12 protein-coding genes are annotated in these 12,883 nt (G+C 57.4%); 9 read left to right on the forward strand and 3 right to left on the reverse strand.

The features are described 5' to 3' along the window. The first annotated feature begins 1 nt into the window (after window position 1). The 3 genes from tatB to tatD are packed head-to-tail and all read left to right on the forward strand — an operon-like array spanning window position 2 to window position 2,118. Entirely contained in the window at window positions 2-526 is a 525-nt protein-coding gene (gene tatB / locus IAE50_RS17230) for a Sec-independent protein translocase protein TatB (protein WP_054803670.1), read from the forward strand. 2 nt (window positions 527-528) lie between these two features. Further along, window positions 529-1,293 carry a Sec-independent protein translocase subunit TatC gene (gene tatC, locus IAE50_RS17235; protein ID WP_094419083.1) on the forward strand — a complete coding sequence of 255 codons (765 nt, stop codon included), beginning with the start codon at window positions 529-531 and terminating at the stop codon, window positions 1,291-1,293. A 42-nt stretch (window positions 1,294-1,335) separates the two neighbouring features. After that, a complete protein-coding gene (gene tatD, locus IAE50_RS17240; RefSeq protein ID WP_200580795.1) occupies window positions 1,336-2,118 on the forward strand; it encodes a 3'-5' ssDNA/RNA exonuclease TatD in 783 nt (260 codons plus the stop codon). 4 nt (window positions 2,119-2,122) lie between these two features. Here the strand turns inward: tatD and rfaH are convergent, their stop codons facing one another. After that, on the reverse strand, window positions 2,123-2,611 hold the full coding sequence (gene rfaH, locus IAE50_RS17245; protein WP_042716360.1) for a transcription/translation regulatory transformer protein RfaH: 489 nt from the start codon (window positions 2,609-2,611) through the stop codon (window positions 2,123-2,125). A gap of 178 nt (window positions 2,612-2,789) precedes the next feature. Between rfaH and ubiD the strand changes: the two genes are divergently transcribed. Together ubiD and fre are read left to right on the forward strand one after the other, a co-directional pair. After that, window positions 2,790-4,268, forward strand: coding sequence for a 4-hydroxy-3-polyprenylbenzoate decarboxylase (gene ubiD, locus IAE50_RS17250; RefSeq protein ID WP_023479541.1), 1,479 nt, complete (start codon window positions 2,790-2,792; stop codon window positions 4,266-4,268). Window positions 4,269-4,286: 18 nt separating this feature from the next. Beyond that, window positions 4,287-4,988 carry an NAD(P)H-flavin reductase gene (fre, locus tag IAE50_RS17255; protein WP_023479600.1) on the forward strand — a complete coding sequence of 234 codons (702 nt, stop codon included), beginning with the start codon at window positions 4,287-4,289 and terminating at the stop codon, window positions 4,986-4,988. A 265-nt stretch (window positions 4,989-5,253) separates the two neighbouring features. On the opposite strand, the gene fadA is transcribed toward fre, so the two are convergent. Together fadA and fadB are read right to left on the reverse strand one after the other, a co-directional pair. After that, window positions 5,254-6,417: an acetyl-CoA C-acyltransferase FadA gene (gene fadA / locus IAE50_RS17260; RefSeq protein ID WP_200580790.1), complete on the reverse strand. Its 1,164-nt coding sequence runs from the start codon at window positions 6,415-6,417 to the stop codon at window positions 5,254-5,256. Window positions 6,418-6,426: 9 nt separating this feature from the next. Continuing rightward, window positions 6,427-8,616 carry a fatty acid oxidation complex subunit alpha FadB gene (gene fadB / locus IAE50_RS17265; protein ID WP_200580791.1) on the reverse strand — a complete coding sequence of 730 codons (2,190 nt, stop codon included), beginning with the start codon at window positions 8,614-8,616 and terminating at the stop codon, window positions 6,427-6,429. Window positions 8,617-8,805: 189 nt separating this feature from the next. Here fadB and pepQ point away from each other — a divergent pair, with 189 nt between their 5' ends. From pepQ to hemG, 4 genes are read left to right on the forward strand one after another with little or no spacing between them, the layout of a single operon-like run. Beyond that, window positions 8,806-10,137 (forward strand): Xaa-Pro dipeptidase, encoded by a 1,332-nt coding sequence (gene pepQ, locus IAE50_RS17270; protein ID WP_200580792.1) that lies wholly within the window; start codon window positions 8,806-8,808, stop codon window positions 10,135-10,137. Then, a complete protein-coding gene (locus IAE50_RS17275; RefSeq protein WP_200580793.1) occupies window positions 10,137-10,751 on the forward strand; it encodes an IMPACT family protein in 615 nt (204 codons plus the stop codon). The genes pepQ and IAE50_RS17275 overlap by 1 nt, the downstream gene beginning before the upstream one ends. Window positions 10,752-10,791: 40 nt before the next feature. Then, window positions 10,792-12,243, forward strand: coding sequence for a Trk system potassium transporter TrkH (trkH, locus tag IAE50_RS17280; protein WP_200580794.1), 1,452 nt, complete (start codon window positions 10,792-10,794; stop codon window positions 12,241-12,243). Window positions 12,244-12,254: 11 nt separating this feature from the next. Then, window positions 12,255-12,797, forward strand: coding sequence for a menaquinone-dependent protoporphyrinogen IX dehydrogenase (gene hemG / locus IAE50_RS17285; protein WP_042711660.1), 543 nt, complete (start codon window positions 12,255-12,257; stop codon window positions 12,795-12,797). The last annotated feature ends 86 nt before the right edge of the window (window positions 12,798-12,883 follow it).

The raw sequence follows: 12,883 nt of genomic DNA on the forward strand, positions 1-12,883 counted from the left end.
CGTGTTCGATATAGGTTTTGGCGAATTATTACTCGTTTTTATCATTGGTCTGGTGGTGCTGGGGCCGAAGCGTTTGCCCGTCGCCGTGCGCACTGTGGTTGGCTGGATCCGCGCCCTGCGCTCGCTGGCGACCACCGTACAGAACGAACTGACGCAGGAGCTTAAGCTGCAGGAGTTCCAGGACAGCCTGAAGAAGGTGGAGAAAGCGAGCCTGGACAACCTGACGCCGGAGTTGAAAGAGTCGATGGACGAGCTGCGTCAGGCGGCAGAGTCGATGAAGCGCACCTACAGCGCCAACGACGCGGAAAAAGCGAGTGACGAAGCGCATACCATCCATAACCCGGTGGTGAAAGATTACGAAGCGCAGCATGAAGGCGTTACGCCTGGCGTTGCTGAGCATCAGGTGAGCGCACCGCAACAGGCTCCCCAGGAAGTGCCGGAAGAAACTGCCCCGGCAAAAATCTCTCTGGCGAAAACCGCAGCGCCGGTTTCCGACTCCACCCCCTCTGCAAGTGATAAGTCCTGAACATGGCCGTAGACGATACCCAACCGCTGATCGCGCACCTGATTGAGCTGCGTAAACGTCTGTTGAACTGCATCATCGCGGTGATGGTGATTTTCCTCGCGCTGGTCTACTTCGCGAATGATATCTACCAGCTGGTCTCCGCGCCGCTGATCAAACAGATGCCGCTGGGCGCGACGATGATCGCCACCGATGTCGCCTCGCCCTTCTTCACGCCGATCAAGCTCACCTTTATGGTGTCGCTGATCCTCTCTGCGCCGGTTGTGCTCTACCAGGTGTGGGCCTTTGTTGCACCCGCACTCTACAAGCATGAGCGCCGCCTGGTGGTGCCGCTGCTGGTCTCCAGCTCGCTGCTGTTCTATATCGGTATGGCATTCGCCTACTTCGTGGTCTTCCCGCTGGCGTTTGGCTTTTTGACCCACACCGCGCCGGAAGGGGTACAGGTCTCGACCGATATCGCCAGCTATCTCAGCTTCGTAATGGCGCTGTTTATGGCCTTCGGCGTCTCGTTTGAAGTGCCGGTTGCCATCGTCCTGCTCTGCTGGATGGGCGTCACCACGCCGGACGATCTGCGGCAGAAGCGCCCCTATGTGCTGGTTGGCGCGTTTGTTGTCGGCATGCTGCTGACGCCGCCGGATGTCTTTTCGCAAACGCTGCTGGCGATCCCGATGTACTGCCTGTTTGAAGTCGGCGTCTTTTTCGCCCGCTTCTACGTCGGGAAGCGTCGCGTGCCGGACGATGAGAGCGAAACGGAAACCACCGAAGAGTAATAATCAGCCGCCCGCCAGGGCGGTTGTTGTATGGGAAACAGCATGTTTGATATTGGCGTAAATTTAACCAGCTCGCAGTTTGACCGTGATCGGGACGATATTGTCTCCCGTGCGCAGGCGGCGGGCGTGACCGGGATGTTAATTACCGGCACTAACCTGCATGAGAGCCAGCAGGCGCAGCAACTGACGCAGCGCTATGCGCGCTGCTGGTCGACCGCTGGTGTACATCCCCATGACAGCAGTAGCTGGACGGAAGAGACCGCACAGGCGATTCGTGCCCTGGCGGCGATGCCGGGGGTGGTGGCGATCGGCGAGTGCGGGCTCGATTTCAACCGTAACTTCTCAACGCCGCAGGAGCAGGAGCGGGCGTTTAGCGCCCAGCTGGCATTGGCCGCCGAGCTTAATCTGCCGGTGTTTCTGCACTGTCGCGATGCCCATCAGCGTTTTCTCACTCTGCTGGATCCCTGGCTCGATAAGCTCCCCGGTGCGGTACTGCACTGTTTTACCGGTTCGGCGCACGAGGTGCAGGAGTGTATTGCGCGGGGTCTCTGTCTTGGCATTACCGGTTGGGTGTGCGATGAGCGGCGCGGGCTGGAGCTGCGCGAAGTGGTGCCGATGATTCCTGCCAATCGGCTGATGATTGAGACCGATGCGCCCTGGCTGCTGCCGCGCGACCTTAAACCGAAGCCCGCTTCCCGCCGTAACGAGCCTGCTTTGTTGGGGCATATCCTGAGCACGGTCGCCGAACTGCGCGGTGAAACGCCGCAGGCGCTGAGTACTGCGACGGATGAGAACGTGAAGCGGTTATTCGGGATTGCGTTTTAAGCGCTCAGGCTTTGCGGAAATCGGTGTTTTTCACACTCTGCAAAACTTGCTTATTAAGAAGGTGCAGCAGCAGCATGGAGCGCGCTTCGCCATCCGGCTCTTTGAAGATAGCCTGCAACCCTTCCAGCGCGCCTTCCGTAATCACAACGCTGTCGCCAGGGTAAGGGGTTTCCGGGTCGGTGATCCCTTCCGGCTGATACGCTTCAAGCTGCTGGATCACCGCGTGGGGGACGCTTGCCGGATGCATACCAAAACGCACAAAGTGGCTGACGCCGCGCGTCGCGTTGATGGTCGTGGTGTGAATGACCTCTGGATCGAATTCCACAAACAGGTAGTTTGGAAAGAGAGGCTCTTTCACCGTTGTCCGCTTGCCACGGACAATCTTTTCCAGCGCAATCATCGGCGTCAGACAGGAAACTGACTGGCGTTCCAGGTGTTCCTGGGCGCGCTGAAGTTGGCCTCGTTTGCAGTAGAGTAGATACCAGGATTGCATAATGACTCTTTTCCGTAAGTTCGGCCGCAAGAATATCAAAACCACCGCATGATGGCTAAGGTGATTATAACGCTGACTGAGCAATGCCGTTGTATTTCACGCCTATTTAACAAAAATACAGCAACCTTAGGACGAACACCGTATAATAAAGCGCTTATCTGGAGGCAATCATAACCCCATGAAATACACCGATCTTCGCGACTTTCTGACACTACTTGAGCAACAGGGCGAGCTGAAACGCATCGCGCTTCCGGTTGATCCCTATCTGGAAATGACGGAAATCGCCGATCGCACGCTGCGTGCGGGCGGTCCGGCATTGCTGTTTGAAAATCCGAAAGGCTACGCGATGCCGGTGTTGTGCAACCTCTTCGGCACGCCGCGTCGTGTCGCATTGGGCATGGGGCAGGATGATGTCAGCGCGCTGCGCGATGTCGGCAAACTGCTGGCGTTTCTCAAAGAGCCGGAGCCGCCGAAAGGATTCCGCGATCTCTTCGATAAGCTGCCGCAGTTCAAGCAAGTGCTGAACATGCCGACCAAACGCCTGCGCGGTGCGCCGTGCCAGCAAAAGGTGGTGCAGGGCGATGCGGTCGATCTGCACACCATCCCGATTATGCAGTGCTGGCCGGAAGATGCCGCGCCGCTGATCACCTGGGGTCTTACCGTCACTCGCGGGCCGCACAAAGAGCGCCAGAACCTGGGGATCTACCGCCAGCAACTGATTGGCAAAAATAAGCTGATTATGCGCTGGCTCTCGCACCGCGGCGGCGCTCTCGATTTTCAGGAGTGGCAAAATGCCCGTCCGGGCGAGCGTTTCCCGGTCGCCGTGGCGCTGGGTGCCGATCCGGCCACCATTCTTGGCGCCGTGACGCCGGTGCCGGATACCCTCTCCGAATATGCCTTTGCCGGGCTGCTGCGCGGCAATAAAACCGAAGTCGTGAAGTGCATATCAAACGATCTGGAAGTGCCCGCCAGCGCCGAGATTGTGCTGGAAGGCTATATTGAAGCGGGTGAGATGGCGCCGGAAGGGCCGTATGGCGATCACACCGGCTACTATAATGAAATCGATAACTTCCCGGTGTTTACGGTTACGCATATCACGCAGCGTGAAGATGCGATCTATCACTCAACCTACACCGGACGTCCGCCGGATGAGCCCGCGGTGCTGGGCGTGGCGCTGAATGAAGTGTTTGTGCCGATCCTGCAAAAGCAGTTCCCGGAGATTGTTGATTTTTATCTGCCGCCGGAAGGGTGTTCCTATCGCCTGGCGGTAGTGACTATCAAGAAGCAGTATGCCGGGCACGCCAAGCGCGTGATGATGGGCGTCTGGTCTTTCCTGCGCCAGTTTATGTACACCAAATTTGTGATCGTGTGCGATGACGATGTTAACGCCCGCGACTGGAACGATGTGATCTGGGCGATCACCACCCGCATGGACCCTGCACGGGATACGGTGCTGGTGGAGAATACGCCGATCGATTATCTGGATTTTGCCTCCCCGGTTTCCGGGCTTGGTTCAAAAATGGGACTGGATGCCACCAATAAATGGCCCGGCGAAACCGACCGTGAGTGGGGTCGCCCGATCAAGAAAGATCCCGAGGTGACGGCGCGAATCGACGCCATCTGGGATGAACTGGCCATAATGAACGCCGAAAAATAGACCCGACAGAGAGAGCGCATGACAACCTTAAGCTGTAAAGTGACCTCGGTAGATGCCATCACTGATACCGTGTATCGCGTCCGTTTAGTGCCGGAAGCGGCATTTTCATTTCGTGCAGGCCAGTACTTGATGGTGGTGATGGATGAGCGCGACAAGCGCCCCTTCTCCATGGCGTCGACGCCGGATCAGCACGACTATATCGAACTGCATATCGGTGCTTCCGAGTTGAACCTTTACGCAATGGCGGTGATGGATCGCATCCTGAAAGAGCGCGAAATCGTTATCGACATTCCCCACGGCGATGCCTGGCTGCGCGACGATGAAGAGCGCCCGATGGTGCTGATTGCCGGTGGGACAGGTTTCTCCTATGTGCGCTCGATTCTGCTCACCTCGCTGGCAAAAACGCCGGACCGCGATATCACCATTTACTGGGGCGGGCGTGAAGCGAAGCATCTCTACGATCTTTCCGAACTGGAAGCGCTGTCGGTTACACACCCGAATCTGAATGTAGTGCCAGTAGTCGAGCAGCCGGATGAAGAGTGGCGCGGCCGTTCAGGCACCGTACTCGCCGCCGTACTGCAGGATTTCGGCTCCCTCTCCGGGCACGATATCTACATTGCAGGCCGCTTCGAGATGGCAAAAATCGCCCGCGATCTGTTCTGTAACGAGCGCGGCGCGCGTGAGGATCGGTTGTTCGGCGACGCGTTCGCGTTCATCTGATTTTATCTTCGCTCTTGCCGCCATAGCGGCGTTGGCTGCCTTCGTTCACCCCGGTCACATAGTTATCTATGCTCCCGGGGACTCTCTCGGTCGCCGCCTTTCGTATTACGCCATAAAAAAAACCGCCCCTGACAGGCGGTAAAAACGGCAACTAAATATTATCTCTTTCAGCATATACGCCGGATGGCGGCGCAAGCGCCTTATCCGGCCTACGGGCGTGTTTTGTAGGCCGGGCAAGCGCAGCGCCCCCGGCATAGGTGATGCGTTATACGCGCTCAAACACCGTGGCGATCCCCTGACCCAAACCGATACACATCGTTGCCAGACCAAGATGGGCATCTTTGCGCTCCATCAGGTTGAGCAGCGTGGTACTGATACGGGTACCAGAGCAGCCCAGCGGATGACCGAGGGCGATCGCGCCGCCGTTGAGGTTGATCTTCTCGTCGATCTGCTCCATCAACCCCAGATCCTTAATGCACGGCAGGATCTGCGCGGCAAACGCTTCGTTCATCTCAAACAGATCGATATCGCTGGCGGTCAGCCCGGCTTTTTTCAGCGCCAGCTGCGACGCTGGCACCGGGCCGTAACCCATGATTGATGGATCGCAGCCGACCACCGCCATCGAGCGGATTCGCGCGCGCGGCGTTAAGCCAAGCTCACGAGCGCGGCTTTCGCTCATCACCAGCATCGCCGATGCGCCATCCGACAGCGCCGATGATGTCCCGGCGGTAACGGTGCCGCTCACCGGGTCAAACGCCGGGCGCAGGGTAGAGAGCGCCTCAGCGGTGGTTTCCGGGCGGATCACTTCATCGTAATTAAACTGCTTGAGCACACCGTCGGCGTCATGCCCGCCGGTGGGAATGATCTCGTTTTTGAACGCGCCGGATTGCGTAGCGGCCCAGGCGCGAGCATGAGAGCGGGCAGCGAAAGCATCCTGCATCTCACGGCTGATGCCGTGCATGCGCGACAACATTTCCGCGGTCAGCCCCATCATTCCCGCCGCTTTGGCAACGTTACGGCTCATACCCGGGTGGAAATCGACACCGTGGTTCATCGGCACGTGGCCCATATGTTCCACGCCGCCTACCAGGCAGACCTGCGCATCGCCGGTCATGATCATGCGCGCGGCATCATGCAGCGCCTGCATCGACGACCCGCACAGGCGGTTGACCGTGACCGCCGGAACCGAGTGGGGGATCTCCGCCAGCAGCGCGGCGTTACGGGCAATGTTGAAGCCCTGTTCGAGGGTCTGCTGGACACAGCCCCAATAAATATCGTCAATCGCACTCGCCTCAAGCGCCGGGTTGCGCGCCAGAAGGCTACGCATCAGGTGCGCAGAGAGATCTTCCGCGCGAACGTGGCGAAAGGCGCCGCTTTTTGAACGGCCCATCGGGGTACGTACTGCATCGACAATGACAACCTGTTCCATTGTGACTCCTTAAGCCGTTTTCAAAGCGCCAACCGGGCGCGCAGGTTCAACCGCGGGATAGTAAGGCTCGTTGTGGCGGGCCTTTTCACGTAACCCGGCCGGGACGTCATACAGCGGCCCAAGGTGCTGATAAGCTTGCGCCATATCGAGGTATTTCGCGCTGCCAAGCGTATCGAGCCAGCGGAAAGCGCCGCCGTGGAACGGAGGGAAGCCGAGGCCATACACCAGCGCCATATCCGCTTCAGCCGGGCTGGCGATAATGCCCTCTTCGAGGCAACGCACCACTTCATTGACCATCGGGATCATCATGCGGGCGATGATCTCCTGATCGGAGAACTCATGGCTGCCCTGGCGCACATCGCCCAGCAGGCTTTCAACCGCGCTATCTTCCTCTTTCTTCGGTTTGCCTTTGCTGTCCTCTTTATAGCGCCAGAAACCGAGGCCATTCTTCTGCCCAAAGCGGTTCGCCTCAAACAGCGCGTCGATGGCGTCGCGATAATCTTTCTGCATACGCTGCGGGAAACCGGCAGCCATTACCGCCTGCGCATGATGCGCGGTATCAATGCCGACAACGTCGAGCAGGTAAGCCGGGCCCATCGGCCAGCCGAACTGTTTCTCCATCACCTTGTCGATTTTGCGGAAGTCCGCGCCATCGCGCAGCAGCTGGCTGAAACCGGCAAAGTAGGGGAACAGCACGCGGTTGACGAAGAAGCCGGGGCAGTCGTTGACCACAATCGGCGTTTTACCCATCTTGCTCGCCCAGGCCACCACTTTGGCGATGGTCTGATCGGAGGTTTTCTCACCGCGGATCACTTCAACCAGCGGCATGCGGTGCACCGGGTTAAAGAAGTGCATGCCGCAGAAGTTCTCCGGGCGTTTCAGCACGCTTGCCAGCTCGCTGATAGGAATGGTGGAAGTGTTAGAGGCCAGCACGGTATCCGGGCGAACTTTCTCTTCTGTTTCCGCCAGCACCGCTTTTTTCACTTTCGGGTTTTCTACGACCGCTTCGACAACCACATCCACGCGTTCGAACCCGGCGTACTCCAGCGTCGGCTGGATGGTGGCGATCACCTTCGCCAGCTTGAGTCCGTCGATTTTGCCGCGCTCAAGCTGTTTATTCAGCAGCTTGCCTGCTTCATTAATGCCGAGGCTGAGCGACTTCTCATTAATATCCTTCATTAACACCGGCACGCCTTTCCAGGCAGACTGGTAGGCAATGCCACCGCCCATAATGCCCGCACCCAGCACGGCCGCCTGTTTTGGCGTCCCGACATCGGCGGTGAGCTTCTTCGCTTTGCCTTTGACGTATTGATCGTTAAGGAAGATGCCAACCAGCGCGCGCGCTTCTTTACTGTGCGCCAGCGGGACAAAACTCTGGTTTTCCAGCTTTAACGCCTCGTCACGCCCCAGCTTCGCCGCCGCTTCAATGGTTTTCACCGCGGTGATCGGCGCAGGATAGTGTTTACCGGCGGTCTGCATCACCATGCCTTTGGCGATGGTGAAACTCATCGACGCTTCGATTTTGCTGAGCTTCAACGGCTCAAGCTTCGGCTGACGCTTCGCTTTCCAGTCGAGATCGCCATTAATCGCCTGGCGCAGAATGGCAATAGCGCCTTCACGGAGCTTCTCTGGTTTGACGATGCCATCGACAAGGCCAATTTTCAGTGCCTGTTCAGCATCAACATCTTTCCCGGCGGCGATAATCTCCAGCGCGCTATCGGCACCCAGCAGGCGCGGCAGACGCACCGAGCCGCCAAAGCCCGGCATAATACCGAGTTTGGTTTCCGGCAGGCCGATACGCAGATCCGGCGTCGCCAGGCGGTAGTCGGTTGCCAGCACACATTCGCAGCCGCCGCCGAGGGCGTAACCGTTGACCGCAGAGAGGGTCGGCACCGGCAGATCTTCCAGGCGGTTAAAGACGCTGTTGGCGAAATGCAGCCACTGGCTCAGTTGCTCCTGAGGAACCTGGAAGAGGGAGAGGAATTCGGTAATGTCGGCACCGACGATAAAGGCCGCTTTCTCCGAGCGCAGCAGCAGCCCTTTTAAATCTGTTTGCTTCTCCAGCACGTCCAGCGCTTCGCCGAGGCTGGCGACGGTGGCGGTATCGAGCTTATTCACTGAGCCGGGCGCATCGAACACCAGTTCGGCAATGCCATCTTCCAGCCAGTTGAGGTACAGGTTATTGCCTTTGTAGAGCATGTCAGTCTCCAGAATTCAGCAGTGATCTGGTCGTACCAGATGAAGCGGAGTGTGGTTTTTATGTTAATAAATTGCAAATGAGTCATTAAAAAAATGCAGCGTCGATCACGCTCGGCGGAAATCACTCACATAAAAGGAGGTGTGCTAAGATGCGACAACTTGTGGTCTTGATTAACAAAAGGAAAGACGATGGATTCGCTGGCAGCGCTGTATAAAAATCATATTGTTACTCTACAAGAACGCGCGCGTGACGTGCTGGCGCGCAGTAATCTTGATGCGTTACTGATTCACTCTGGTGAGCTGTTTAACGTCTTTCTTGATGACCATCCCTATCCCTTTAAAGTGAACCCGCAATTCAAAGCCTGGGTGCCGGTGACGCAGGTGCCGAACTGCTGGCTGTTGGTGGATGGCGTCAACAAGCCGAAGCTGTGGTTCTATCTGCCGGTTGACTACTGGCATAACGTTGAGCCGCTGCCGACCGCTTTCTGGACCGAAGAGATTGAGGTGATTGCCCTGCCGAAAGCCGATGATATCGGCGGCCAGCTGCCTGCCGCACGCGGCAATATCGCCTATATTGGCCCGGTGCCTGAGCGCGCGCTGAAGCTCGATATCGCCGCCAGCAATATCAACCCGAAAGCGGTGATTGATTACCTGCACTACTATCGCGCCTATAAAACGGATTACGAGCTGGCCTGTATGCGCGAAGCGCAGAAGACCGCGGTGATCGGTCATCGCGCGGCGCATGAAGCATTCCAGTCCGGGATGAGCGAGTTCGACATCAACCTGGCCTACCTGACCGCCACCGGGCATCGCGATACCGATGTGCCGTACGGCAATATCGTGGCGCTTAATGAACATGCCGCGGTGCTGCACTACACCAAACTCGATCACCGTGCGCCCGCTGAGATGCGCAGTTTCCTGCTGGACGCGGGTGCGGAATATAACGGTTATGCTGCCGATTTAACGCGCACCTGGGCGGCGAACAGCGACACCGACTTTGCGCAGCTTATAAAAGATGTGAATGAAGAGCAGCTCGCGCTGATCGCCACGCTGAAAGCGGGCGTTAACTACGTTGACTACCATGTTCAGTTCCATCAGCGCATCGCGAAACTGCTGCGTCGCCACCAGATCATTACCGATATCAGCGAAGAGGCGATGGTTGAGCAGAACATCACCGGGCCGTTTATGCCGCATGGCCTCGGTCACCCGCTCGGTTTGCAGGTGCATGATGTCGGTGGTTTTATGCAGGATGACACCGGGACCCATCTGGCCGCGCCGTCGAAATATCCTTACCTGCGCTGCACGCGTGTGATGCAGCCGCGTATGGTCGTCACCATTGAGCCGGGGATCTACTTTATTGAGTCGCTGCTGGCACCGTGGCGCGATGGCCCGCTCGGCAAGCACTTCGACTGGCAGAAAATTGAGGCGCTGAAGCCGTTTGGCGGTATTCGTATCGAAGATAACGTCGTCATTCATGAAAATGGTACCGAGAACATGACGCGGGATCTGAAGCTGGCGTAATGGAGAGCTGGCCTATTCCGGCGGCGCCGGTCACCTTTAGCGAGGAGATCAAAAAGAGCCGCTTTATTACCCTGCTGGCGCACACGGATGGCGTCGAGGCGGCAAAGGCGTTTGTCGAGTCTGTGCGCGCTGAACACCCGACTGCCCGCCACCACTGCGTGGCGTGGGTTGCCGGTGCGCCGGATGATTCACAGCAGTTAGGCTTTTCTGACGATGGCGAGCCGGCAGGGACGGCGGGCAAGCCGATCCTCGCGCAGCTGATGGGCAGCGGCGTCGGGGAAATTACCGCGGTAGTGGTGCGTTACTATGGCGGCGTATTGTTGGGCACAGGCGGGCTGGTGAAGGCATATGGTGGCGGCGTGCAGCAGGCGCTCACGCAGCTCACCACCATCCGCAAAATGCCGTTAACCGAATATACTTTGTGTTGCGATTATGCACAGCTTGCGGGAATCGAATCGCTGCTCGGGCAGTTCGACGGGAAAATTGTCTCCAGCGACTATCAGGCCAAAGTGCAGCTACGTGTCGCACTTGCGCAGAGTCATCTGGTCGCCTTTTCGGCAAAGCTGGCTGATTTTAGCCGTGGCGCATTGCAATTGTTAAAAACTGAAGAATAATCGCCACCTGATTTTCTGAACACCATAGGAAGCGGCAGAGATGCATTTTCGCGCCATAACCCGAATCGTTGGACTGCTGGTCATCCTCTTTTCCGGAACGATGATCTTACCTGGACTGGTAGCCCTTATTTACCGTGACGGCGCGGGGCGCGCGTTTACCCAGACCTTTCTCGCCGCGCTGGTGATTGGCTCCATCTTGTGGTGGCCGAACCGCCGTGAGAAAGGGGAGCTGAAATCCCGCGAAGGGTTTCTGATAGTGGTGCTCTTCTGGACCGTGCTGGGCAGCGTAGGTGCGCTGCCCTTTATCTTCTCGGAAAGCCCGAACCTGACGGTAACCGACGCCTTTTTTGAATCCTTCTCTGGTTTGACAACCACGGGTGCCACTACACTGGTGGGGCTGGATTCGCTGCCGCACGCGATTCTCTTTTATCGCCAGATGCTGCAATGGTTCGGCGGGATGGGGATCATTGTGCTGGCCGTCGCCATTCTGCCTATTCTTGGCGTCGGCGGTATGCAGCTCTATCGCGCCGAGATGCCGGGGCCGCTGAAAGACAATAAGATGCGCCCGCGTATTGCGGAAACGGCGAAGACGCTGTGGCTTATCTATGTGTTACTGACGGTGGCCTGTGCGCTGGCGCTGTGGTTTGCCGGTATGCCAGCGTTTGACGCTATTGGGCACAGCTTCGCCACTATCGCTATCGGTGGCTTCTCGACGCACGATGCCAGTATCGGCTATTTCGACAGCCCGACGATTAACACCATTATTGCTATCTTCTTACTTATCTCCGGCTGTAACTACGGTTTGCACTTCTCCCTGCTGAGCGGGCGCAGCCTGAAAGTGTACTGGCGCGATCCGGAATTCCGCATGTTTATCGGCGTGCAGTTGACGCTGGTGATCATCTGTACCGTGGTGCTTTGGTTCCATGATGTCTACACCTCGGCGCTGACCACGGTGAACCAGGCTTTCTTCCAGGTGGTCTCCATGGCGACCACGGCGGGCTTTACCACCGACAGTATTGCCCGCTGGCCGCTGTTCCTGCCGGTGCTGTTGTTATGCTCGGCGTTTATCGGGGGGTGTGCCGGTTCAACGGGCGGTGGCCTGAAAGTGATCCGCATCTTGCTGCTCTTCAAGCAGGGTAACCGCGAGCTGAAGCGTCTGGTGCACCCGAATGCGGTTTACAGCATCAAGCTTGGGCAGCGCGCACTGCCGGAACGTATTCTTGAAGCGGTATGGGGATTCTTCTCCGCTTATGCGCTGGTCTTTATTGTCAGCATGCTGGCGATTATCGCCACCGGCGTGGATGATTTCTCCGCCTTCGCTTCGGTTGTGGCTACGCTCAATAACCTGGGGCCGGGGCTGGGCGTGGTGGCAGACAACTTCGCCAGTATGAACCCGGTGGCAAAATGGGTGCTTATCGCCAACATGTTGTTTGGTCGTCTGGAGGTCTTCACCCTGCTGGTGCTGTTTACCCCCACTTTCTGGCGCGAATAAGGGAGCGTTACGTGAAAACATTGATTCTTTTCTCTACCCGGGATGGGCAAACGCGGGAGATTGCCTCTTACCTCGCCTCTGAACTGAAAGAGCTGGGCGTTTACGCCGATGTGGTGAACCTGAACCGCACGCCGGAGATTGAGTGGGCGAAGTATGACCGCGTGGTGATTGGGGCCTCTATTCGCTACGGTCATTTCCACCCGGCGCTGGAGAGCTTTGTTAAAAAGCACCTGCAAACGCTGAATACTCTGCCGAGCGCGTTTTACTCCGTTAACCTGGTTGCGCGTAAACCAGAGAAGAGTTCGCCGCAGACCAATAGCTATACGCGCAAGTTCCTTCTTTCGTCTCCCTGGAAGCCAGATCACTGCGCTGTGTTTGCCGGTGCGCTCCGTTACCCGCGTTATCGCTGGTACGACCGCTTTATGATTCGGCTGATCATGAAGATGACGGGGGGCGAAACGAACACCAGCCAGGAGGTGGTCTATACCGACTGGCAGCAAGTGGCGAATTTTGCTCGCGAAATTGCTCAGTTAAAAAGCAAAACGCCCGTTTAATGGGCATTGCGACCGAAAAATAAGCGAACGAAAACTTTTTTGAAATTAGGGGTTGTCAGCAGGAATTAACTCCCTATAATGCGCCT

The sequence above is a fragment of the Kosakonia sp. S42 genome (assembly GCF_016624785.1).
Taxonomy (GTDB): Bacteria; Pseudomonadota; Gammaproteobacteria; order Enterobacterales; family Enterobacteriaceae; genus Kosakonia; species Kosakonia cowanii.